The sequence below is a fragment of the Amycolatopsis sp. NPDC101161 genome, assembly GCF_044768185.1.
In the GTDB taxonomy this organism is placed as follows: Bacteria; Actinomycetota; Actinomycetes; order Mycobacteriales; family Pseudonocardiaceae; genus Amycolatopsis.
In genome coordinates this window covers 611227-633841 of sequence record NZ_JBIWPI010000005.1, presented here as the reverse complement: position 1 = coordinate 633841, position 22615 = coordinate 611227, and the positions used below count along the sequence as shown (strand labels likewise).

At 72.6% G+C, this 22615-nt stretch carries 19 protein-coding genes; 9 read left to right on the top strand and 10 right to left on the bottom strand.

Annotated elements, in window-relative coordinates:
* Window positions 1–23 precede the first annotated feature (23 nt).
* The 4 genes from ACIRSS_RS36400 to leuC all read right to left on the bottom strand — a co-directional run bounded on the left by ACIRSS_RS36400 (window position 24) and on the right by leuC (window position 6426).
* The gene (locus ACIRSS_RS36400; protein ID WP_400903334.1) at window positions 24–2825 is read right to left on the bottom strand and encodes a BTAD domain-containing putative transcriptional regulator; all 2802 of its coding nucleotides are present in this window, start codon (window positions 2823–2825) and stop codon (window positions 24–26) included.
* Window positions 2826–3461: 636 nt separating this feature from the next.
* Window positions 3462–4139 (bottom strand): HU family DNA-binding protein, encoded by a 678-nt coding sequence (locus ACIRSS_RS36395; RefSeq protein WP_400903333.1) that lies wholly within the window; start codon window positions 4137–4139, stop codon window positions 3462–3464.
* A 229-nt stretch (window positions 4140–4368) separates the two neighbouring features.
* Window positions 4369–4971: a 3-isopropylmalate dehydratase small subunit gene (gene leuD, locus ACIRSS_RS36390; RefSeq protein ID WP_400903331.1), complete on the bottom strand. Its 603-nt coding sequence runs from the start codon at window positions 4969–4971 to the stop codon at window positions 4369–4371.
* Window positions 4972–4992: 21 nt separating this feature from the next.
* Entirely contained in the window at window positions 4993–6426 is a 1434-nt protein-coding gene (gene leuC, locus ACIRSS_RS36385) for a 3-isopropylmalate dehydratase large subunit (protein ID WP_400903329.1), read from the bottom strand.
* A 143-nt stretch (window positions 6427–6569) separates the two neighbouring features.
* Between leuC and ACIRSS_RS36380 the strand changes: the two genes are divergently transcribed.
* Window positions 6570–7271: an IclR family transcriptional regulator gene (locus tag ACIRSS_RS36380; protein ID WP_051183801.1), complete on the top strand. Its 702-nt coding sequence runs from the start codon at window positions 6570–6572 to the stop codon at window positions 7269–7271.
* Window positions 7272–7308: 37 nt separating this feature from the next.
* Here ACIRSS_RS36380 and ACIRSS_RS36375 read toward each other — a convergent pair whose 3' ends face one another.
* Window positions 7309–7521, bottom strand: a complete 213-nt coding sequence (locus ACIRSS_RS36375; protein WP_400903327.1) for a hypothetical protein — start codon at window positions 7519–7521, stop codon at window positions 7309–7311.
* A gap of 100 nt (window positions 7522–7621) precedes the next feature.
* Between ACIRSS_RS36375 and ACIRSS_RS36370 the strand changes: the two genes are divergently transcribed.
* Complete coding sequence (locus tag ACIRSS_RS36370; protein WP_400903325.1) at window positions 7622–7867, top strand: hypothetical protein; 246 nt, start codon at window positions 7622–7624, stop codon at window positions 7865–7867.
* Window positions 7868–7919: 52 nt separating this feature from the next.
* Window positions 7920–8492: a hypothetical protein gene (locus tag ACIRSS_RS36365; RefSeq protein WP_400903323.1), complete on the top strand. Its 573-nt coding sequence runs from the start codon at window positions 7920–7922 to the stop codon at window positions 8490–8492.
* An 18-nt stretch (window positions 8493–8510) separates the two neighbouring features.
* Here the strand turns inward: ACIRSS_RS36365 and ACIRSS_RS36360 are convergent, their stop codons facing one another.
* From ACIRSS_RS36360 to ACIRSS_RS36340, 5 genes are all read right to left on the bottom strand, one after another.
* A complete protein-coding gene (locus tag ACIRSS_RS36360; RefSeq protein WP_400903321.1) occupies window positions 8511–10571 on the bottom strand; it encodes a glycoside hydrolase family 3 C-terminal domain-containing protein in 2061 nt (686 codons plus the stop codon).
* 364 nt (window positions 10572–10935) lie between these two features.
* Window positions 10936–11913, bottom strand: coding sequence for a hypothetical protein (locus ACIRSS_RS36355; RefSeq protein ID WP_400903320.1), 978 nt, complete (start codon window positions 11911–11913; stop codon window positions 10936–10938).
* Window positions 11910–15311: an AAA family ATPase gene (locus tag ACIRSS_RS36350; protein WP_400903318.1), complete on the bottom strand. Its 3402-nt coding sequence runs from the start codon at window positions 15309–15311 to the stop codon at window positions 11910–11912. The genes ACIRSS_RS36355 and ACIRSS_RS36350 overlap by 4 nt, the downstream gene beginning before the upstream one ends.
* Window position 15312: 1 nt before the next feature.
* Window positions 15313–16473: an exonuclease SbcCD subunit D gene (locus ACIRSS_RS36345; protein ID WP_400903316.1), complete on the bottom strand. Its 1161-nt coding sequence runs from the start codon at window positions 16471–16473 to the stop codon at window positions 15313–15315.
* A 43-nt stretch (window positions 16474–16516) separates the two neighbouring features.
* The gene (locus tag ACIRSS_RS36340) at window positions 16517–18259 is read right to left on the bottom strand and encodes an ATP-binding protein (protein WP_400903314.1); all 1743 of its coding nucleotides are present in this window, start codon (window positions 18257–18259) and stop codon (window positions 16517–16519) included.
* Between the two features lie 299 nt (window positions 18260–18558).
* Between ACIRSS_RS36340 and ACIRSS_RS36335 the strand changes: the two genes are divergently transcribed.
* The 6 genes from ACIRSS_RS36335 to ACIRSS_RS36310 all read left to right on the top strand — a co-directional run bounded on the left by ACIRSS_RS36335 (window position 18559) and on the right by ACIRSS_RS36310 (window position 22467).
* Window positions 18559–19017: an RNA polymerase sigma factor gene (locus ACIRSS_RS36335; RefSeq protein WP_400903312.1), complete on the top strand. Its 459-nt coding sequence runs from the start codon at window positions 18559–18561 to the stop codon at window positions 19015–19017.
* A gap of 32 nt (window positions 19018–19049) precedes the next feature.
* The gene (locus ACIRSS_RS36330) at window positions 19050–19784 is read left to right on the top strand and encodes a sigma-70 family RNA polymerase sigma factor (RefSeq protein WP_400904023.1); all 735 of its coding nucleotides are present in this window, start codon (window positions 19050–19052) and stop codon (window positions 19782–19784) included.
* Complete coding sequence (locus ACIRSS_RS36325) at window positions 19785–20411, top strand: hypothetical protein (RefSeq protein WP_400903311.1); 627 nt, start codon at window positions 19785–19787, stop codon at window positions 20409–20411.
* 355 nt (window positions 20412–20766) lie between these two features.
* The gene (locus ACIRSS_RS36320; protein ID WP_400903309.1) at window positions 20767–21429 is read left to right on the top strand and encodes an HU family DNA-binding protein; all 663 of its coding nucleotides are present in this window, start codon (window positions 20767–20769) and stop codon (window positions 21427–21429) included.
* 261 nt (window positions 21430–21690) lie between these two features.
* On the top strand, window positions 21691–21882 hold the full coding sequence (locus ACIRSS_RS36315; RefSeq protein WP_400903307.1) for a hypothetical protein: 192 nt from the start codon (window positions 21691–21693) through the stop codon (window positions 21880–21882).
* Between the two features lie 174 nt (window positions 21883–22056).
* Entirely contained in the window at window positions 22057–22467 is a 411-nt protein-coding gene (locus tag ACIRSS_RS36310; RefSeq protein WP_400903304.1) for an Lsr2 family protein, read from the top strand.
* Window positions 22468–22615 lie beyond the last annotated feature (148 nt).

The window sequence follows — 22615 nt, the reverse complement described above, 5'->3', positions numbered from 1 at the left end:
GGGTCCCGCTGGGCTGCGCCGGGCTAGGGGTACGGCGCATCCCGGGCCGGGGACCCGACTGCCGGCACCGTCGCCAGCAGGGCCTGGATCTCCGGGATGCGGGGGTCGCCGAGGCGCTGGCAGACGCTCAGCGCCTCGGCCCAATGCCGCCGCGCCTCTTCGCCGCGGCCCGTGCGGAGCTTGAGGCGGCCGAGGGTGATCCGGACGTCGATGGTGCCGTAGTCGGCGTTCAGGTCCTTCAGCTCGGCGAGCGCTTCCAGGCCCGCCTTCTCCGCTTCGTCGTACCGCCCGGCCCCTTCGAGCGCTTCGGCGACGTTCCCCAGCGCCAGCGCCGCGTGGTAGCGGTCGCCCAGCCCTTCGAAGGCTTCGTGCGCGGCCTGGGCCGCTTCGGCGGCGTTGTCGTAGTTGCGCAGGCCGATGCGGCTGGCGCTCACGTTCAGCAGGGCGTGCGGCACGAACGTCCGCTGGCCGTGGTCGCGGGCGAGCCGGACCGCCTGCAGGGCGTGGCGCTCGGCCTCGGCGTACTCGGCCCGGACGTAGTACGCGCCGGCCAGGTTGGACAGGATCGCCACGGCCAGCGCCGTCCCGTCGCCCCGCTCCGACGCCGCGCGCGCCTCCTCCAGGGCTTCGAGCGCCTTGTCGGGCTGCAGCGTGCGCAGGTAGGCCGAGCCCAGGTTGTTGGCGCTGTACTGCAGGCCCGTGTTGTCGTCGGCGGCGCGGGTGGCGGTGACGGCCGTGCGGGCCGTCGTGATCCAGTCGTCGCGGTCGTGGCGTTCGGCGAAGAACCCGCGCAGCAGCCAGGCGAGCTTCCACGCGTGCGCGGTGAAGCCGTTTTCGGCGGCGATGCCGACGAGCGCGGTGAGGGCCGTGCGTTCGGTCGTGTACCAGGCGATCGTCTGTTCGTGCTGGGTGAACGGGACGGCCGGCAGCGGCGGGGCGTCGAGCGCGATGTCGTCGGTGAGCAGGTCGGGGCGGACGAGCTTGGTCGCTTCGGCGACGCTCGCGAGGTACCAGTCGAGGAGCCGGCGCAGCGCGGCCGTGCGTTCGGCCGCGCTCGACTCGGTTTCGACGAGCTCGGCGGCGTAGACGCGCAGGAGGTCGTGGAACTGGTAGCGGTCGGTGCTGGGCTGGTTGAGCAGGTGCGCGGCGGCGAGCTGGTCGGCCAGCTCGCGGGCTTCCCGCAGGTTCGCCCCGGCCAGCGCGGCGGCCGAGGACAGGCTGAAGCCGTGGCCGGGGTGCAGGCCCAGCAGCCGGAAGAAGCGCGCGGCGGCCGGGCGCAACGCCTTGTACGACCACGAGAACGCGGCCCGCAGGTCCGTGCCGGCGTCCTGCGGGTCGCGCAGGGTGTCGAGCCGCAGCCGCTGGTCGCGCAGCTCCTCGACGATCCCCGCGAGCGAGACACCGGAGAACCGCGACGCGCGTTCCCCGGCCAGCGCCAGCGCCAGCGGGAGCCGGCCGCACAGCTGGACGAGCTCGGCGACGGCGTCCGGTTCGGCGGCGAGGCGCTGCGGCCCGACGCTGCCGGCGAGCAGGGCGGCGGCGTCGACGTCGTCGAAGGAGCGCAACGCGATCCGGCGGGCGCCGTCGCGGGCGACGAGGCCGCGCAGCTGGTTGCGGCTGGTCACGACGACGAGGTTGTCCGGCCCGGGCAGGAGCGGGCGGACCTGGTCGGCGTCGCGGGCGTTGTCGAGCAGCATGAGCGTGCGGCTGCCGGCGAGGCGGCTGCGCAGGAGCGCGGAGCGTTCCTCCACTGTGGAAGGCAGGGTTTCGGGCGGGACGCCGAGCGCGCGCAGGAACCCGGCCAGCGCGGCGCCGGGCGTGACGGGCGTGTCCGCGGAGTGCCCGCGCAGGTCGAGGAACAGCTGGCCGCCGGCGAAGCGGTCGCGGACGCGGTGGGACCAGTGCACGGCCAGCGACGTTTTCCCGACCCCGGCCGTCCCTTCGATGACGACGATGCCGGACGCGCCGCCGGGCGGGAGGCGGTCGAGCTCGGCGAGTTCGGGGCCGCGGCCGGTGAAGCCGGCGACGTCGAAGGGCAGCTGGCGCGGCACGGTGTGCACGGCGGGCCCGGCGTCGGCGGCGAGCAGTTCGGCGTGCAGGCGGCGCAGGTCCTCGCCCGGTTCGACGCCCAGTTCGTCGGCCAGCAGGGCGCGCAGCCCGGCGTAGCGGGACAGCGCTTCGGCGCGGCGGCCGGACCGGGCGAGGACGCGCACCAGCCGTTCCCACAACGATTCCCGCAGCGGGTGCTGGGCGACGAGGTCGGTGAGCTCGGCGACGAGCCGGGCGTCGGGGACGAGCCCGGTGTCGAGGTCGATGCGCTGTTCGACGGCGAAGAGGTACCGCTCGGTCAGCAGCGGCGCCCATTCGGCGGCGAGTACGGCGGATCCGACGCCTTCGAGCGGCGTGCCGCCCCAGGCGGCGAGGGCGGCGGTGAGCAGCGCGCGGCGGCGGGTGGGGTCGGTGGAGGCGGCGGCCTGGTCGAGGGTGCGGAGGAAGCGCAGCGCGTCCACCCGGGACGGGTCGACGACCAGCCGGTACCCGTCCGGTTCGGTGACGACGGTGTCTTCGCCGCACAGCCGGCGCAGGCGCATGACGTAGGTCTGGAGGCTGCCGCGGATGTGCGCGGGCGGCGCTTCGCCCCACACCCCGCGCGCGAGGGCGTCGATCGTCACCAGGCGGCCCGCGGACAGGGCGAGCGTCGCGAGCAGCGCGCGTTGCCGGGAGCTGGTCAGCACGACCGGCGAACCGCCGACGAGCGCCTGGAACGGGCCGAGCAGCCGGATGTCGATGGTGGTCGCCCCCAGGTTCGCCGCGCCGCCGGGCACCGCCGGACGCGGACCCCGAGGAACGCAGCGTGGCATCACTCGGCCGGGCGCTCAAGCAACTTTGCGAAATTGGGCGGAACCGGTTGCGGCCTGGGTGGGTGCTCCGAGCGGGTGGTGCACGGGTCCCGTTCGGACGGCCGATCTTGGCAGTGGGTAACGCCGGCTGTGCGCGCTTGAGGGGTGGCTGTGAAGTCGGGCCGGGTGCGGCCGGTTCGCGCGCTCGAAGGGGCGGCTTGCGGACCGGCCCTCTGGCACCGGGCCGATTCTGTGGGTGGGGGCGGATCGCTTCTCCCCCACTCCATCCGGACACCCGAACCGGCCCCGCAGATCCGCCCGAGTCGGATCGCTTCTTCCCACCAGCTCCATCCGGACACCCGAACCGGCCCCCGCAGGCCCATCGGGCCGCCCGAGCCGGACCGCCTCTCTCCCGCCAGCTTGCCCGGACACCGAGCCGATTCCGTGGCCACGGGCCGACCACGCCCGATCGCCACTCCCCCACCAAGTCCGCAAAACACGGCAGGGCCCCATGCACCGGGTGCGCGGGGCCCTGCCGTGAAAGTCCTACGCCCAGCGGGGGTCACCCCCTGGGGGACCCCCGATTTCACGTTACCGCAGGGGTCCGACAGTTTTGGCCGGTCAGCTCTTCTTCGCCGCCGTGGTGCGCCGGGCCGGGGCCTTGGCGGCCGTGGTCTTGCGGGCCGTCGTGGACTTCGCCGCTGTCGTCTTCGCGGCGGTCGTCCGCGTCGCCGCGGGCTTCGCGGCCGTCGTCTTCGCGGCCGTCGTCCGCCCCGCCGTCGCCGCCGCCTTCGGGGCCGCCTTCGCGCGGGTCGTCGTCGCCTTGGCCGGGGCGGCCTTCGTCGCCGTTGCGCGCGTTGTCGTGGCCGCCTTCGGGGCTGCCGCCGCGCGGGTTCGCGTCGTCGTCGAGCGCGTCGTCGCCGGCTTGGCCGCCGCCGCACGCGTGGTCGTCGTCGCGCGGGAAGACGTGGTCGTGGCGCGGGAAGTCGCGCGCTTCACCGGCGTGGCCTTCGGCAGCTTCTTCGCGCCGGAGACGACGTCCTTGAAGGTGGTCCCGGCGCGGAACGCCGGCACGTTGGTCTTCTTGACCTTCACGGCCTCACCGGTGCGCGGGTTGCGCGCGGTGCGAGCGGCACGAGCACGCTTCTCGAACACCCCGAAGCCGGTGATGTTGACCTTTTCACCCTTGTTGACCGTCCGGATGATGATGTCGACCAGACCGTCGACCGCCTCGGAAGCGGCCTTCTTGTCGCCCAGGCGCTCCGTCAGCGCCTCGATCAGCTGGGCCTTGTTGGCCATACCAGTCCTCCAAGAAGGAAGTACTCGTCCACGGCCGCGTCGGGCCGACTAGCGACACGGTATTACCAAGGCAGCACAAATTCCAAACGGTACGCGGAATCTTTCCCTTGTCCCGGGGCGGGTTCCGCCTCGCGGGAGATCCCCGCGAGAGCCGTTCGGTGTGGTATCGCAGCCGACCGCACAAGAGGCGGAATCCCCGGCAGCGCAAGGGATTCCGCCCCTGAACGGGCTACGGAGCGGCGATCGGCGTGGTTGTCGGCTTCCAGGACGGGCGAGCCGACTCGAACGCGTCGATCTCACCGGCATGGCGCAACGTGAGAGCGATGTCGTCGAGACCTTCCAGCAGCCGCCAGCGGACGTAGTCGTCGATCTGGAAGGGCGCGGTGAAGTCCTTGGCCCGCACGGTCTTGGTCTCGAGGTCGACCGTGACCTCGGTGCCGGGCTCGTTCTCCAGCAGCTTCCACAGCAGCTCGACGTCGTGCTGCTCGCACTGGGCGGCCACCAGGCCGCCCTTGCCGGAGTTGCCCCGGAAGATGTCGGCGAACCGGGCGGAGATGACGACCCGGAAGCCGTAGTCCATCAGCGCCCAGACGGCGTGCTCGCGGGACGACCCGGTGCCGAAGTCCGGCCCCGCGACCAGCACGCTGCCCCGCGAGAACGGCTCGGTGTTGAGGATGAAGTCCTGGTCACCGCGCCAGGCGGCGAACAGGCCGTCCTCGAACCCGGTCCGGGTCACCCGCTTGAGGTAGACCGCCGGGATGATCTGGTCGGTGTCCACGTTGGACCGGCGCAGCGGGACGCCGATGCCGGTGTGCTGGGTGAACGGTTCCATGTCGGTAGCTCCTCGGGTGGGTCAGCGGGCGGCGGTCAGCAGGTCTTCCGGCGACGACAGCGTGCCCCGCACGGCCGTCGCGGCGGCGACCAGCGGCGACACGAGGTGCGTCCGGCCGCCCTTGCCCTGCCGGCCCTCGAAGTTGCGGTTCGACGTCGACGCGCTGCGCTCGCCCGGCTTCAGCTGGTCCGGGTTCATGCCCAGGCACATCGAGCAGCCGGCCTGGCGCCACTCCGCGCCCGCCTCGGTGAAGACCTGGTCGAGCCCCTCCTCCTCGGCGGCCTTGCGGACGCGCATCGAGCCGGGAACCACCAGCATCCGGACCGAGTCCGCCACTTTCCGACCGCGCAGCACCTCGGCCGCGGCCCGCAGGTCCTCGATCCGGCCGTTGGTGCAGGAGCCGAGGAAGACGGTGTCCACCGAGATCTCGCGCAGCGGCGTGCCGGGCTTCAGGTCCATATAGGACAGGGCCTTTTCAGCGGCGATGCGGTCGTTCTCGTCCGGGATCTGCTCCGGGTCGGGCACCTCGGCGCCCAGCGGGAGGCCCTGGCCGGGGTTGGTGCCCCAGGTCACGAACGGCGTCAGCTCGCTCGCGTTCAGGTGCACCTCGGCGTCGAACTCGGCACCTTCGTCGGTGCGCAGCTGCCGCCAGTTTTCCACCGCCGCGTCCCAGTCGGCGCCGGCCGGCGCGTGCGGACGCCCCTTCAGGTACGCGAACGTAGTCTCGTCCGGCGCGATCATCCCGGCGCGGGCGCCGGCCTCGATGGACATGTTGCAGACGGTCATCCGCGCCTCCATCGAAAGCGCCTCGATGGCCTGGCCGCGGTACTCCAGGATGTAGCCCTGGCCACCACCGGTGCCGATCTTGGCGATCACCGCGAGGATGATGTCCTTCGCCGTGACGCCGGGCCGCAGCTCGCCGTCGACGGTGATCGCCATCGTCTTGAAGGGACGCAGCGGAAGCGTCTGCGTGGCGAGCACGTGCTCGACCTCGGACGTGCCGATGCCGAAGGCGATGGCGCCGAACGCGCCGTGCGTGGAGGTGTGGCTGTCGCCGCAGACCACGGTCATCCCGGGCTGCGTCAGGCCGAGCTGCGGGCCGATGACGTGCACGATGCCCTGCTCGGCGTCACCCATCGGGTGCAGCCGGACGCCGAACTCCTTGCAGTTGCGGCGAAGGGTGTCGACCTGGGTGCGCGAGACCGGATCGGCGATGGGGAGCTCGATGTCGACGGTCGGGACGTTGTGGTCCTCGGTCGCGATGGTCAGGTCGGGGCGGCGCACCGGCCGCCCGGCCAGCCGGAGGCCGTCGAAGGCCTGCGGGCTGGTCACTTCGTGCAGCAGGTGGAGGTCGATGTAGAGCAGGTCCGGCTCGGCGCCTTCGCCTCGGCGCACGAGGTGGCTTTCCCACACCTTCTCCGCCAGCGTGCGGGCCTTGCCGGTCGGGCTGGTCATCTCCGGCTCCTTCCACGGTTCGACGTCGGAACTCGGGCGCGCACCTGCGGAACGGATGCGAGCCGCGAAGGAAGGGCGCAGCTCGAGTTCAGGGTTTTCCCAGATGCTGGACTTCCCAAAGTGCGGGACGCTAGTATCGGGTCGTGGGACAGCATAGCGGTATCGGAGTACTGGACAAAGCAGTGGCCGTCCTGCAGGCGGTCGCGGACGACCCCTGCGGCCTCGCGGAACTGTGCACGCGGACGGGCCTGCCCCGGGCCACCGCGCACCGGCTCGCGGTCGGGCTCGAGGTGCACCGGCTGCTGCGCCGCGGTCCGGACGGCCGCTGGCGTCCCGGTACGGCGCTGGCCGAACTGGCCGGCGGTTCGACCGATCCGCTGCTCGACGCGGCGGGCGTGGTGCTGCCGAAACTGCGGGACGTCACGGGCGAAAGCGTGCAGCTCTACCGCCGCGACGGCGTCCAGCGCGTGTGCGTCGCGACGGCGGAACCGCCGTCCGGCCTGCGGGACACGGTCCCGGTGGGCTCGCGGCTGCCGATGACGGCCGGCTCCGGCGCGAAGGTCCTCGCCGCGTGGGCGGATCCGCACACCCAGCGCACGATCCTGGCCGACGCGGTCTTCGGCGAGCGGACGCTCCTGGAGGTGCGGCGCCGCGGGTGGGCGCAGAGCGTCGCCGAGCGCGAGCCCGGCGTGGCGAGCATCTCGGCGCCGGTGCGCGATTCCGCGGGCACGGTCGTGGCCGCGGTGTCGGTGTCCGGCCCGATCGAGCGCATCGGCCGCAAGCCGGGCGCGCGCTGGGCCGCGGACCTGCTCGCCGCGGCGGACGCGCTGCAGGAACGCCTGTAACTCCCGTCCCAGGAGTCACAAAAGCGTGCTGGGAAGGTCAGGCTTGGCCGGTTTCGAAGCGCGCCACCTTGCCGTCGCGAACGGTGAACGCCCACCGCGTCGCCTCGTCCTGAGCGATCTCCACTTCGAGGTGACCTCGGCCGGCGAAGATCTCCTTTTCGGACCACTTCGCGAGGTCGCGGTCGGTGCCGTCGTCGCACATCGTGGCGTCCGAAGCCGGCGCGGCCCGGAACGCGGTGCGGTCGCCCACGTTCCGGGCATGCACCGTTCGGGGGAACCTCGCGAAAACCGCGTATTCGGTGACGGCGGTCACGTCTCTTCCAGGACAGCACCACGGAGGGGGAACGACCATGTTGAACAGAAGGGCACTGGCGATGCTGCGGGCGGTCGGCGCCGGGCGGGCCGAGCTGACCTGCAGCTGCGAACCGGACCTGCGGGTCGACGGGCTGCCGTGCTGCGACCAGGCGACGGCGCACGACCTGGCGCGGGCGGGGCTGATCCGGCCGGACCGCGTGGTGGCGGTCGGGCAGTGGGCGCGCGCGGAGCTGACCGACGACGGCCGCTCGGCGCTGGGCGGGACGCTCGCCGCGGCGTGACGCAACCGGCGGCGCCCCTCGCGCGTGTACTCGCAAACCGGGAGGGGACGCCATGAAGATCGTGCCGGGTCTGCTGGGGGCCTGCCTGCTGCTGACCGCGTGCTCGGAGCCCGGTCCGACGACCCCGCCGCCGACGGTGACGGTGACGGCGCCGGCCACCCCGCCGACGGTGGACCCGGCGACGCTCGGCTGGCTGGACGGGTTCTGCTCGGCGATCCACGACTACCGGAAGCGCAACAACACGGAGGCGGTCCCCGGAACCTCGGCGCCGGGCTCGGTCGAGGAGGCTCAACGTGCGCTGAGCCGGGAACTGGGCGGCCTCGCGGACCGGACGGGCGAGGTGGTCGACCGCCTGAAGGCGCTCCCGCCGGCGCCGGCACCGCTGGCCGAGACGGTCCGCAAGGCGTTCATCCAGAAGTACACGACGGCCCACGACCGAGCGCGCGACGCGAAGGCGGCTTTGGACGGCGCGAAGCCGGGCGACGCGGCTTCGCAGGACCCGGCGTGGAATGCGCTGAACCAGGCCCAGCAGGACATCGACGGGACGTACGACCCGGTGGCCCCGCTGGCGGAGTCCCCGGAGCTGCTGACTGCGGCGGCGAGCGCGCCGGGCTGCAAGGCCTGACGAGCCTGCCGCGGCCGGTCAGCGCCGCACGAGCGGTACCTGCAGCGGCAGCGATCGCGACGAGTCGCCCACCTGCACCGTGAACCCGCCCTTCACCGGCGTCCACGCGTGGCTGCCCGCGTTCCACACCGAAAAGTCGCGCGCGTCCAGGTGGATCGTCACCCGGCGGGACTGCCCCGGCGCCAGCTCCACCCGCGAGAACCCCTTCAGCTGCCGCGGCGGCTCACCCGCGGCCGCCGGGAAGCCCAAGTACAGCTGGGCCACTTCCGCTCCCGCGCGGTGGCCCGTGTTCCGGACCGTGAACGTCGCCGTCGCGCCGTCGCCCGCCGAGCGCACCGACAGCCCCGAGAAGGCGAACGTCGTGTACGACAGGCCGTACCCGAACGGGAACAGCGGTTCCTTGCCCTGCGCGTCGAACCAGCGGTAGCCGACCTGCAGCCCCTCCGAGTACTCCGCGACCCCGTTCACGCCCGGGAACCGCGCCGCCGTGTTCGCCGGGGTGTCCGCGTCCGCCGCGGGGAACGTGATCGGCAGCTTCGCCGACGGGTTGACGTCGCCGAACAGCACACCCGCCACCGCCGCGCCGTCCTGCTGGCCCGGGTACCACGCCTGCAGGATCGCCGGCACCGACGACACCCACGGCATGAGCACCGGGCCGCCGCTCTTCACCACGACCACCGTGTGCGGGTTCGCCGAGGCGACCGCCGCCACCAGCGCGTCCTGGTTGCCGTCCAGGGCCAGGCTCGGCCGGTCCTTGCCCTCGGTTTCGTTGTCGCCGACCATCACGACCGCGACCTCGGCACCGGCCGCCAGCGCGGCTGCCCGGGCGGGGTCGCTGCCGTCGTCCGACGTCACCGCGGCCCCCGGGACCCGCGCCCGCAGCCCCGTCAACGGGTCCACAGTGGACGTCGGGATGACGGCGGAGCTGCCCCCGCCGCCGGTCTTGGCCTTGGTGGCGAACGGCCCGATCAGCGCGATCGACTTCACCGCGGGGTCGAGCGGCAGCTGGGCGTGCTCGTTGCGCAGCAGCACCATGCCGCGTTCGGCGAACTGCTTCGCGGCGGCGTCGTGCTGCGCGGTCGGCAGCGGGCTGAGCACCGGCGGGTGGTCGAACTGCCCGAACGCGAACATCGTGCGGAACCGCGGCAGCAGCAGCTGGTCGACGCGCTGTTCGCTGACCTGCCCGGCGAGCACGGCCTGCTTCAGCTTCTCGCCGTACCAGGTGCCGTCGATCATCTCGAGGTTCATGCCCGCGTTCGCCGAGCCGACGGTGCTGTGCGCGGCACCCCAGTCCGACTGGACGAACCCCTTGAAGCCCCAGTCGTCGCGCAGCTTGTCCTGCAGCAGCGCCGGGTTCTCACACGTGAAGACGCCGTTGATCTTCGGGTAGGCGCACATCACCGAGCCCGCGTGGCCTTCGGTGACCGCCTGCTCGAAGTGCGGCAGGTAGAGCTCGTTGAGGGTGCGCTCGTCGATGTGCTCGTCGATGCTCTGGCGCTGGGTCTCCTGGTTGTTCGCCGCGTAGTGCTTGACCTCGGCGATGGTGCCGTTCTCCTGGATGCCGCGGATGTCGGCGGCGGCCAGGGCCCCGACGAGCACCGGGTCCTCGCCCATGCCCTCGAACGTCCGGCCGTTGCGCGGGACGCGGGCGATGTTGATGTCGGGCCCTTCGGACACGTTGTGCGCGAGCGCGCGGGTTTCGTCGCCGATCAGGCGGCCGTAGCGGCGCGCGAGGTCGGTGTCGAACGTCGACGCGAGCGCCATCGTGGCGGGCAGCGCGGTCGCCGGCTTCTGCGGTTTGTCGTCGGCCGGCCCCATCCCGGCGGGACCGTTGGCGATCCGGAAGCCGGGGACGCCGAGACGCGGGATGGGCGGGACGAACCGCTGGTGCTGGGCGTCGGGCTGCAGGTGCAGCTGGGAGATCTTCTCGTCGAGGGTCATCGCGGCGACGAGCTCCGCGGCGCGGCGGTCGGGCGACTGGCGGGCATCGCGCCACGGCTGCGCGTCCGCGACCGCCGTGGCCGGTGCCGCGAGCGACAACCCCAGTACCGCCGCAAGAACGAGCCGGCCGGTGCGCATCGCGGTCTCCCTCGCCGTCGAACGGGATCAACGGCGGACAAGTTAACGCATACGTGACCAGTAAACATAGACTCGATAGTCGTTCACGTACTTGAACATCGGAGCGGCTCAACCGTTTCCCCGGCTCACGCGTGGAGGGAGCACGCAGGAGAGGGGCGTGAGCTTGCCGAAGAAAGCACTGATCGGACTAACGGCCGCGGCGACGACGCTCGCTCCGGCGCACGCGGGTGGCCCGGCGGGCTGACCCTCCACAAAGGACACCCCGGGCCGGGCGCGTGCCCCCAGGCGGCCCGCCCCGGGGACCCGCCCACCCCAGAGGGCGGGTCCGGCCCGGCGGGAGCTGATCACCCCCGCCGGGCCGGTCTCAGCGGGCCGCGGCCAGCCGCAACGCGCGGTAGACGAACTGCTGGTCCCCCAGCCGGTGCCGCAGATCGCGCTCCAGGCCCGCGATCGGGTACAGGTTCTGCGGGGCCCGCGAGTCCTTGTACTCCACCGAGGCGAACCGGCCCAGCACCGACTGCGTCAGGTTCGCCAGGCCCGCCACCTCCTCGCGCCCGAGGTGGGGCGCCGCCTCCACGCGGACCACCCCCGACCACGGCGGGCCGCCCACCGACGGCAGCCGCAGGTACCACGAATGCCGGACCCACGTCGTGCCCATCAGGAACACCGGGGTGCGCTGGTGGGGCTCCAGCCGGCCGACCATCGCGTTGAGCTCGCCCGGCAGGTACGTCGTCTGGTGGCTCTTGATGAACCCGACCGCCCGCGACAGGTGCGTGCGGCCGCTCAGCGGGCCGTCCACCACCAGCAGGTCGCTGCCGACGTGGCCGGCGATCGCCTGCCGCGCCGCCGTGGCCGTGTCCAGCTCGGCTTCGGCCAGCTGCTCCTGCAACGCCGACGACAGCACCACCGCCAGCGGCTTGTCCTCCTTGGCCGCGGCGCGGAACGCCCGGTAGACCCCCGCCGGCGTCACGATGTCGGCGGCTTCCTGGGCCACCGTGAACACCCCGCGCCGGACGTCGGTCCCGACGACGTGCGCGCGTCCGTCGCAGCAGCACACCACCCCGGCCGCGTAGGACGCGCACAGCCCGATGGACGCCGAGTTCGTCCCGGCCGGGTCGTCGATCCACACGCGGGCGTCGATCCGGCGGACGCCGTCGACGAACAACACCGCGTCGGGCGGCGCAACCGGCGACGGGTCGATCGGGGCCCATTCGGCCATGGGCACCTCGACTTCGAGCTCGACCTCCGCCCCGGACCGCGCCAGCTCCTCGGCCTCCATCGAGCTGCCGTAGCCCGGGTCCCACGAGTCGACGCTGAAGTGCATCCCGGCCACCGCCGTCATGCGCCCTCCCTGCTGATGTGCGAGCCGGAGCCGTCGCGGGTGACCAGGAACCGGACCGGCACCCGCTCGGCGAGCGCCGGCACGTGCGTGATCACCCCGACCATCCGGGAGCCGGTCGCGGACAGGTTCTCCAATGTGGACGCGACGACGTCGAGGGTGGCCTCGTCCAGGGTGCCGAAGCCCTCGTCGAGGAAGATCGATTCGAGCTTGGTGGCGCCTTCCGCGGCCATCGCGCCCAGCTGCGACGACAGCGCGAGGGCCAGCGAAAGCGACGCCTGGAACGTCTCACCGCCGGAGAGCGTCTTCACCGGACGGCGGGCGTCGGCCTCGTTGTGGTCCACCACCAGGAAGTCGCCCTTGTCGTGGGTCAGCTCGAACTGGCCGCCGGACAGCTCCAGCAGCGACGCCGACGCCTCGGCGACGAGCGTGTCCAGCGCCCCGGCGATCAGCCAGCGCGGGAACTTGTCCGACCGCAGCAGATCCGCGAGCAGCCGCGCGACCTGCGCTTCGGACTCCGCGGCCGCGATGTCGCCGTGCAGGCCCGCCACGTGCGCGACGCGCCGCTTCATCTCCGTGTGGTCGGCTTCAGCGCGCGCCCGCGCGGTGGCCAAAGCGACCGGCACGCGATCGCGCACCGGCCCCTCCGGCAGGGCGACGCCGAGCGCGGTGACGTCGTCGACGACCGCGCGTTCGGCCGCTCGCAACGCTTCGGCCGCTTCGCCCTCGGCCGTCGTCGCGACAGCCAGGCGGTCGCGGTGCTCGTTCGCCTGCCCGGCCGCCCAATCCGTCAGCGCGGTCCAGGCGCCGAGGAGGCTGTCGCCGTCGATCGGCGGGGCGCCGAGGCCGACCAGGGGGTCGCGCGCCCGGGACAGCCGCTGCCGTTCCGCGTCGACCTGGTCGGCGATGCGCGCCTGGGCTTCGGCGGCTTGTTTCGCGGCGGCGCGGGCGGTCCGCAGGTCCGCGTCCGCCTTCTTCGCGGCTTGCTCGAGTTCGGCGACCTTCGCGAGCTGCTCGGTGACGACCTCGGCGGCGGGCGCGTCCGCCAGGCTCGCGGTCAGTTCGCCGTGGCGTTGCCGGGTGGTCGTGAGCGCGGTGGTCGCCGACTGCTCGGCCAGCGCCGCCTCTTGCGCCCGCTTCCGCCGTTGCTCGGCGGCCCGCTCGGCCGAAGCGAGGTCGTCGGCCGCGACGACGGCTTCCTTGCCCGCAGCTTCGGCGGCCGCTTCGAGCGCGGCCAGCGCCGTCCGCCGGTCTTCGAGGGTCGCCGCCGCCCACGCGGTCAGCCGCTGCCAGCCCGCCGGGACGTCGGCGTCGTCGACCGCGGGCGCGCCCAGCTCCACCAGCGGGTCGCGCGCCGCCCGCAGCGCTTCCCTGGCCGCCGCGAACGACTTCTCGACGCCGTCGGCCGCGGTTTGCGCCGCCCCGCGGTCGGCGCGAGCCGCCGCCAGTTCCTTGTCGGCTGAGTGCGCGGCCTCGGCGACGCGGGTGCGGCCGTCGATCGTCGCCGACAGCCACTCGCCCCGCTCGCGCACGGCCGTGACGAGGTCGGCGTAGTCCTGCTCGGAAAAAGACGCCTCGACCTTGCGCCGCAGCACCGGCGACTCCGGTGGCCCATCGACGTCCGCGAGCACCGCACGCAGTTCTTCCGCCTGCGCGGCCGCCGACGCGGCCGAGTCGGCGTCGCGGTCCACGGCCCGCTCCAGCTTGCGCAGCGCGGACTCGGCCGCGGCACGCTCGCGTTCGGCGCGCTCCAGGCGTTCCGCCGCTTCGGCCAGGTGGGCGTGGCCGCCGGCGTCGGGCAGCGTCGCGACTTCCTGCTCGCACACCGGGCACGGGTGCCCGACGGCGAGCCCGGCCCGCAGCGTCAGCGCCTGCCCGGCCCGTTCGGCTTCGGTCACCGCCGTCTTCGCCGCGGCGACTTCGGCGTCGGCGCGGGCGAAGGCGGCTCGCGCCGCTTCGAGCTCCGTGCGGCGCGCGGCCTGCTCGGGCGCGGCTTTTCGTTGCGCGTCGCACACCGTGTAGAGCGTGCGGGCGTCGGACCGGGCCGCGGCGAGCGGGGCGACGTCCGGCTGCGCGGCCAGCGCCGCGCGCGCTTCGGCGTCGGCGGCCTCGGCCGCACGCAGGCGCGTGTCGGCGTCCGCGGTGCGCTTCGCCACCCGTGCCGCTTCCTTCGCCAGGTCCCCGAGATCTTCCGGCGGCCGCAGCCCGGCCAGCCGGTCGCGCTCCTGGCGGGCGCGGGCCGCTTCGCCGGCCGCGTTCTCGGCCGCCCGCGCGGTCGTGTCCCGCGTCTTGCGGGCCACCTCGACCGCGGACACGGCTTCCGTGACCGCGGCGGCGGCGGCCGCTTTCGCCTCCGACGCCGCTTTCGCGGCCTTTTCCAGGTCCGGGAGCGCCTTCTCGGCCTCGGCGAGCTCGGTGCGGGCGGCGCGGATCCGTTCCAGCTCGCCGCGGGCGGGCGCGGACGCGAGCGCGGCCCGGGCCGCCTCGTCCGCCGTTTCGGCCGCCTCCAGCCCGGTCCGGGCGGTGGTCGCCGCCTCCGCCGCGGCGCGCCGCCGGGTCTCGAGGTCCTCGACGCCTTCGGGGCGTTCCAGCGCGTCGAGGACGCTCAGCTCCTTCGTCAGCGTCGCGACGCGTTGCCGGGCTTCGTCGTGCGCGCGGGTCGCGTCGTCGAGCCCCGGCAGGGCCGCGGTCACGCGCGCGTCCAAGCCGGCCAGCGCCTCCATCCGCGCGGCCAGCTCTTCGACGGCTTCCCCGGTGGCGTCGGCGTAGCTGCCGAGCTGCTCGGTGAGGACAGCGGCCCGCTGCTTCTGCTGCTCCGCCGTGACGCCGGCGCGGCGGCCGATCCGCTCGTAGACCTCCAGGCCCAGCAGCTTGATGAGGATCTTCTGCCGGTCCGCGGCCTTGGCGTGCAGGAACTCGGCGAAATCGCCCTGGGGCAGCGCGACGCAGGTGCAGAAGTGCTTGAACGTCAACCCGAGCAGCCGCTCGACGGCCGGGGTGACCTCGGAGTCCGCGGCGACCGGGTCGGCGTCGTCCTCCGGGCCGCCGAGCGCGGTGGGGTCGATGAGCCGTTCCAGGCGCACGTTCTTGACGCTGACCGTGGGTTTCTTCCCGCCGCTGCGCCGGACTTCGCGCACGACGTGGTAGCGCGCGCCGCCCGCGTCGAACACCAGCCGCACGGTCGCGCGGTTCGCCGTCGGGGCGAGCGCGGGCGCGACGAGGCCTTCGTGGTCCCAGCGGGCGACGGAACCGTAGAGGGCGAAGGTGAGCGCGTCGATCACGGTGCTCTTGCCGGCCCCGGTCGGCCCGACGAGCGCGAAGTAGTCCGTGTCCGCGAAGCTGACTTCGGTCTTGTCGCGGAACGACGCGAAGCCGGTCATCTCCAGCAGTACAGGCCGCATGTCACACCCCGCTCGTCTCTTCGTCGTGCAGCCGCGCGAAGAGCGACTGGACGCGCTTGTCGTCGACCGTGCGTTCTTCGCAGTAGCTCGCGAACAGCTCCCCCGGCGAACGGTCCGCGACCGCGCGGTCGCCGCCCGCCGTCGTCACCGGGGCGGCGAACTCCGGGTCGATGCGGATTTCCAGGGCCTGGGGCAGGGCTTCCTGGATCTCTTCGCGCAGCCCGGCCCTGGTCGCTTCGCGGACGTAGACGCGGAGGTAGTCCTCGCCGAACTCCTCCTTGCGGCCGACGAGCTCCGCCACCGTGCCGTGCACGGTCCGCAGCCGCCGCCCCTGCGTCATCGGGATTTCGGTGATCTTCGCGGGCGTCGTCGGCGTCACCTCGACGGCCAGGACGACGCTCTTGTTGTCCTGCTCGCCGAAGTCGACGGCGAACGGCGAACCGCTGTAGTGCACCGGGCACGCGGCGGGCAGCGACTGGCGCCGGTGCAGGTGGCCCAGCGCCACGTAGTGCGGGTCGGCGCCGAACGCCGTGGCCGGCACGTGGTACTCGAAGATGGACTGCGCCGCGCGCTCGCCGCCGCCCATCGTCCCGCCGGTCACCGTCAGGTGCGCCATGACGAGGTTCACCGCGCCGGCGGAGAACCCGGTCTTGAGGTGCTCCAGGATGTCGCGCACGCGCTGGTCGTACTCGCCGACGTTGTCCGCCGGGGTCCCGGCGAGCAGCTCGGCCGCGCGGACCGCGTAGCGCTGGGAAAGGAAGGGCAGCACGGCGACGTTGACGCGTTCGCCGGTCGACCGCGCGTCGAACGAGTAGACGCCGCCGTCGTGGACCGGGCGCGGGTCGCCGGTGAGCTGGATGCCCGCCGCCTTGAGCAGCGGCCGGTACGCCTCGAACGTCGCCGCGTGGTCGTGGTTCCCGGCGATGGCGATGACCTCGGCGCCGGTTTCGCGCAGGGCCATCAGGGCCCGCACCACGAGCTCCTGCGCGGCCGCCGACGGCGCCGACGTCTCGTAGAGGTCGCCCGCGACGAGGATCGCGTCGAACTGCTCGTCCCGCGCGATCCGGACGATCTCGCCGAGCACCGCACGCTGCTCGTCCAGGCGGTTGCGGCCCTTGAGCGTCTTGCCGACGTGCCAGTCGGAGGTGTGCAGGAACTTCACGCTTCGTCCTTCCGTTCTTGCGTGCGGTCGGCGGGCGGCGGGCTCAGAACGGCGGCGGGTCGTCGCCGAACGGGTCGCTGCCGCGCGTCGGCAGGCCGGCGAAGGGATCGGACTTCTTCGACGACGCGGTGGTCGCGGGGATCTGCCCGGCCTCGGAAAGCCGCGTGGCCCAGGCCGGGAACGGGAAGCCGACGGCGATCGGCACCGGGATCTCCGGCTGGCTCACGAACATCGTGCCGGGTGTGGCGAGCGTCGCACGGACCCGCTGGCTGGCCGGGAGGAAGCCGTATTCCGGGCGCGAGGCCTCGGCGGCGTCGAGGCGGCCGACGATCCGGACCGAGCTGTTGCTGACGATCCGGCGTTCGACCTCGCTGGCGGTCTGCTGCGCGCCGATGAGGATGACGCCGAGGGAACGGCCGCGCTCGGCGATGTCCAGCAGCACCTCCTTGATGGGGCTGCTGCCTTCGCGCGGGGCGTACTTGTTCAGCTCGTCCAGCATGGTGAACAGCAGGCCGCCCGGGCCCGCGGCTTCCTTGCGCGCGGTCTCCGCGGCGAGCGTGACGCCGACGACGAACCGCTGCGCGCGCTCGACGAGGTTGTGGATGTCCACGACGGTGACTTGCTGGTTCTCCGTGGACAGCTTGCGCGCGGCGTGGTCGGTGAGGTCGCCGCGGATGAGGCCGTTGAGCGCGCGCTGGCTGGACCGCAGGCGGCGGATGAACGCGTTGACCGTGCCGGCGCCGGTGACCGCACCCGCCCAGCTCGCGCGGGTTTCCTCGTCGGTGACGCGCTCGCAGATGACGTCGATGAGCTCGGCGTAGGTGCGGCACAGGACGCCGTCGACGTTCGCGGCGCCGTCCTTGCCCGCGGGGGTGCTGTCGAGCCGCAATCGGTTCGCGACCTGGTGGATGACCATCGTGTACTGGTTGCGCTCGTCTTCGGCGTCGGCGAAGACGTAGGGCAGCAGGTCGTTCGCGCAGAACTCCGCGATGGTCCACCAGAAGGCGCCGACGCCGGAGGTCCGGCCGGTGACGTACGGCTTCCCCGTGGTGTCCGACGGCGTCGGCGGGGCGTAGAAGCCGACGGAGGCGAAGGGCTCGGCGGGCAGGCCCAGCTTGAGGTACTCGTCCCTGAGCTTCTCGTCGAGCGCGCGGTTCGGGGTGTCGAGGAACAGCAGGTCCTCGCCCTTGACGGAGAAGACGAGGGCCTTGGCGTTGTGGGCGTTCGGCAGGGCGCCGCCGCGGAAGATCGAGTGCAGCAGGAACAACGCGAACGACGTCTTGGTGGCGACGCCGGAGACGCCGCTGATGCTGACGTGCGCGCCGCGGGTGCCGTCGAGGAAGTCCATGTTGAGGTAGACGGGTTCGCCGTCCCGCCCCAGGCCGACGGCCACCTGGCGGGTCATGTTGTCGAAGTACAGCGCCTGCGCGCGATCCTCCCCCACGGCCCGCTGGACGACGGCCCCCGGCCGCGGCGGCACGTAGCACTCGGGCTCGACGCGGGTGGTGGCGATCTCGGCGATCTCCTGCACCTGCGCGGGCAGGACGCCGTCGGAGATCAGGAAGACGTCGCTGCCGAAGCTGGCGCCCTCGTGCCGCGCGCTCACCTGCGTGACGACGCCGTAGGAGGTGACTTCGCCGAGCCCGGGGAGTTCCCGCCGCGTGACGACGACGTCGTCGAGCTGCAGGTAGGCCTCGGGATCGATGGCCACGTGGAACTGCAGCGGCGTCGAGTCCTCGGTCCCGGCCACCCGGCCGACCACGGTGGTGAGCGTCTCCTGGTCCACGGTTCTCCCTGTCCGCCCGGGTCTTCCTCCCGCGGCAGACTAGCCCGCCGGACCGACAGTCCCGCGCCCAACACGGCGTTGTGCGTGCTGGGTACCGGAGTGGTCACGCTGGGCCGAACGAGTGAGTTCACCCTACGGGGAAGATCTTCAGTCACCGCAGGCCTTTTTCCGTCACTTACCGACATGGGTGTGACGAAGAAGTCCACGGTGAGCAGACCGGCCGAACAGATGTCCGACACCGCACGGTGCTGCGGGTCTTCCCGCGGAGCCCCACCGGCGCCCGAACATCCGGATCCGGCGTGACGGACGGCCCCGGTGAAGCAGACCGCGCGCTGGCCGAGCGCGCGATGAGCCTCCGCAAGCTTTACGACGTCGAACTGGTCATGCGCCCGCTGAAGCGGCCCGGCCAGGATCCGGTCCGGAACGAGAGCGCTCGGCTGTACCGCACGGTGCGGCACATGGTGATGAGCGCACGGCGGCATCAGCGGCGGTTCGACAACGCGGACATCGACCAGTTCGGCGACCGCTTGTGCCAAACGACCTGGGCTTCGCCCGACTTGCACCTCGAGGTGGTGGAGACGCTGCACGCGATCCGCGCGCTACCCGAAGACCAAGCCCACGCCGTGGCGCTCGCGCTCGCTGGCCACTCGCGGGAAGCCATCGCCGAGATCCTGGGCATCTCGCTTTCCGCGGCCAAGCAGAGGGTCTCCCGGGGCCGCAGACGGTTGCTGGCGAAACTCGAAGGGAGGGACCGATGATCAGCCGACGACACGACGAGCTCACCCGGCGCATGACCATCGCGGACGGCTACCTCGACAGTCTCTTCACCCTCGACCTGGACAACGAGGTGCGCACGGAAGCCTTCCGGCGGAATGTCCTGCGGCAGGCCGCCGCCCTGCGCACCGTCGCGGTGCCGGTTGCCGCCACGGCTTCCGCGGGCCGTCGAGCCGGTTCGACCACCGTCGTCGACGGGCTGGACGAGCCGGTCGCCGCCGCGGTCGAAGGAGATCCCCGGGCAGTGGAACGGCTGCTCGCGGCCATCCGGCCGTTGGTGGTGCGGTACTGCCGCGCCCGGGTCGGCAGGCGGGAGCGGTCGTTCGCCTCCGCGGACGATGTCGCACAGGAAGTGTGCTTGGCGGTGCTCACGGCATTGCCTTCGTACCGCGACCAAGGCCGCCCGTTCCTGGCGTTCGTCTACGGGATCGCCCAGCACAAGGTGGCTGACGCGCACCGCGCGGCGACGCGCGATCGAACCGAACCGGTGGCCGAGATCCCCGACAAGGCCGACGACGGTGCCGGGCCCGAACAGCACGAACTGCAGCGGGAGCTGAACGAGCGGATGTCGCGGTTGCTCGAAGTGTTGCCGGACAAGCAGCGGGAGATCGTGCTGCTGCGCGTGGTCGTCGGCTTGTCAGCCGAGGAGACCGCGGACGCGGTCGGCTCCACTCCCGGCGCCGTCCGCGTCGCCCAGCACCGCGCCCTGACGCGGCTGAGGAAGGTCCTGACCGCGCAGGAGGTGATCTGAGTGGGCAGGCGCGAAACCGGGCCCCACCAGGCGGTCCACCGGACGATCGTGGTGGTCGACGTCTCCGGGTACGGGGACGCTCGCCGGACCAGCGGGCACCGGCTGGTCCTGAGGCAGGCGCTGTATCAGGCCCTGCGGCGGGCTTTCGCCGACTCGGGCGTCACCTGGAAGGACTGCCGGCACGTCGACTGCGGTGACGGCGTGCTGGTCCTGGTGCCGCCCGGAATCCCCAAAGGGGCCATCGCAGCTTCCCTGCCGCACGCACTGGTGCGCAGGCTGGAACGCCACAATGCCGGGCACCGGACCGAGGAACAGCTGCGGCTGCGAATGGCCCTGCACGCCGGAGAGGTCGTGCACGACGAGTACGGCGTTACGGCCCCGTCGATCAACCACGCCTTCCGGCTACTGGAAGCCGCGCAGGTGAAGGCCGCTTTACTGGCGTCCCCGACTCCGCTCGCCTTGATCACTTCCGCTTGGTTCCACGAGGAAGTCGTCCGGCAGACACCGTCGATCGACGCGGCCGCCTTCCGCCCCGTCGAAGTTGCGGTGAAGGAGACGTACGCGATCGGCTGGGTGACGCTCCCGGGCGCCGCGGCGGGATCCCCGGCGGCGCCCCGGCAAGCCTGATCCGGGGGCCGCCGGCGGGCCCGGGAACCCCGCCGCTGCGCGGGATCGGCCTCGGCCACCCACTGGGAGGCCTCACACCGGCGTGTCGCGCAAAAAGTCGCCCGGAGGGCCCCGGGTCCTATATGGACGACCACTGTGGACGGCTCCAGCCTAGTATTTTGCCTGCTCAGAGCCATGGTCGAGGTCCGGGTTCCATTTCGGGTCGCGTCGCACGGACGTCCCTCGGGAGGCGGAACCAGCGCCCTCGCAAGGAAATATTTCACCCCCCGGTTGGATTTTGTGCGGTATTGGTAATACCGTGTGCAGTGTCGGCCGAGATGGGCCGTGACTAGTAGTTCCACTATGGAGGACTGGAATGACGAACAAGGCCCAGCTGATCGAGGCGCTGTCGGAGCGTCTGGGCGACAAGAAGGTGGCTTCGCAGGCCGTTGACGGTCTGGTGGACATCATCATCCGGACGGTCAACAAGGGCGAAAAGGTCAACATCACCGGCTTCGGGGTGTTCGAGAAGCGTGCCCGCGCGGCCCGCACCGCCCGGAACCCGCGTACCGGTGAGGCCGTGCGCGTCAAGAAGACCAACGTGCCCGCCTTCCGCGCCGGGACCACCTTCAAGGACGTCATCTCCGGCAGCAAGAAGCTGCCCAAGGCCACGCCGGTCAAGCGCGCCACCGCCGCGACGACGACCCGCGCGACCGCCACCAAGGCGGCCGCCGCTCCGGCGAAGGCCACCACGACCCGCACCACCCGCGCCGCGGCCGCCAAGCCGGCCACCACGCGCTCGACGACCACGCGGACCCGCGCCACCGCGGCGAAGCCGGCCGCCAAGGCCACCGCCACCAAGGCGGCCCCGAAGACCGCGGCGGCGAAGACCACCGCGGCCAAGGCCACCACCGCGAAGGCGACCACCACGCGCGCCAAGGCTGCCGCCAAGCCGGCCGCGACCAAGACCGCCGCCGCCAAGAAGCCGGCCGCTGCCAAGGCCCCCGCCAAGCGCACGTCGGCTGCCAAGAAGAAGTAGTAACCAGGTTTCACCCCGGAAGGGCCCCGCACCGGCTGGTGCGGGGCCCTTCGGCGTTGCGGGGGCACACGGAACCGGTCCCGGTCACACGCTCACCACACGGCCGCTGAAGAGCGGAAGAATTCACCGCTCACGCGCCCGGGACAGCTGTCGCCCGGGCCAGGATTTGCGCGATGACCCCCGAAGAATCGTTCCGACGGTTGCCGTCCCGCCGAGCGGGTAACCGAACACCACGGAATTGCCCCCGGCAAGGGAGTTGTGATGGCGGCGAACGAGAAGCACGAAGACCCCGAAGCGGAGCTCGCCCGCTCGCGGCAGCACATCGAAGAGGCCAAAGAGGCCGCCCGGGAGGCCGAGCTCACGGACCCCGTCGACGAGCAGGCCGACGAGGCGCTCGAGACGGATCCGCCCTACCACCACGGCGAGCAGGGTTCGATGCCGTCCGGGACCTAGTGCCCGCGTTTCCACCGCCGTGCGTCCAATCAGGACGGCTGAATCGCGGGAAGTCCCGGGGAAATTGCCGTACCGATCCCCGGGTGGATACACTCCACCTGAGAACGTCGGTCATTGTGCAACTTGTCACACGTCACGTTCCCCGGACGCACATCCAGCTTGAGGAGCATTCCCGTGGCCCAGAAAGTCCTCGTCGAGATCCTGGACGACATCGACGGCAGCACCGCCGCCCAGACCGTTCAGTTCGGCCTCGACGGCGTCACTTACGAGATCGACCTTTCGGACGAGAACGCCGCCTCCCTGCGTGACGAGCTCGCCCGCTACATCGCGGCCGGCCGGCGCATCGGCGGCCGCAAGGTGCGCGTCGCCACCGGGCAGTCGACCACGACGAGCACGACCGACCGCGAGCGCAACCAGCAGATCCGCGCCTGGGCGAACGCGAACGGCTACGAGGTCTCCGAGCGCGGCCGCCTCTCGTCCGAGGTGATCGCGGCCTACGAGCAGGCCCAGGTGGCCGAGACCGAGGCCCCGGCGGCGCCGCGCAAGCGCGCCCCGCGCAAGAAGGTCGCCGCCGCCAAGAAGTAAGAGCGGTGGCCGGTAGATCACTGGGGAGAGATCGAGGCGCGACCCGCCGGGGGGGGGGGGGGGCCCGCCCCCCCCCCCGCCCCCGCCCCCCCCCCCGGGGGGGGGCCCGGGACACCCCCGAACCCCCCCCCCCCCCCCCCCAAAACGG

Excerpts from the sequence above, each read along its gene's own strand:
- ACIRSS_RS36395 (WP_400903333.1), bottom strand. The coding sequence starts at position 4,139 with ATGGCCAACAAGGCCCAGCTGATCGAGGCGCTGACGGAGCGCCTGGGC.
- leuD (WP_400903331.1), bottom strand. The coding sequence starts at position 4,971 with ATGGAACCGTTCACCCAGCACACCGGCATCGGCGTCCCGCTGCGCCGG.
- leuC (WP_400903329.1), bottom strand. The coding sequence starts at position 6,426 with ATGACCAGCCCGACCGGCAAGGCCCGCACGCTGGCGGAGAAGGTGTGG.
- ACIRSS_RS36370 (WP_400903325.1), top strand. The coding sequence starts at position 7,622 with ATGTTGAACAGAAGGGCACTGGCGATGCTGCGGGCGGTCGGCGCCGGG.
- ACIRSS_RS36365 (WP_400903323.1), top strand. The coding sequence starts at position 7,920 with ATGAAGATCGTGCCGGGTCTGCTGGGGGCCTGCCTGCTGCTGACCGCG.
- ACIRSS_RS36360 (WP_400903321.1), bottom strand. The coding sequence starts at position 10,571 with ATGCGCACCGGCCGGCTCGTTCTTGCGGCGGTACTGGGGTTGTCGCTC.
- ACIRSS_RS36355 (WP_400903320.1), bottom strand. The coding sequence starts at position 11,913 with ATGACGGCGGTGGCCGGGATGCACTTCAGCGTCGACTCGTGGGACCCG.
- ACIRSS_RS36350 (WP_400903318.1), bottom strand. The coding sequence starts at position 15,311 with ATGCGGCCTGTACTGCTGGAGATGACCGGCTTCGCGTCGTTCCGCGAC.
- ACIRSS_RS36330 (WP_400904023.1), top strand. The coding sequence starts at position 19,050 with ATGACCATCGCGGACGGCTACCTCGACAGTCTCTTCACCCTCGACCTG.
- ACIRSS_RS36320 (WP_400903309.1), top strand. The coding sequence starts at position 20,767 with ATGACGAACAAGGCCCAGCTGATCGAGGCGCTGTCGGAGCGTCTGGGC.
- ACIRSS_RS36315 (WP_400903307.1), top strand. The coding sequence starts at position 21,691 with ATGGCGGCGAACGAGAAGCACGAAGACCCCGAAGCGGAGCTCGCCCGC.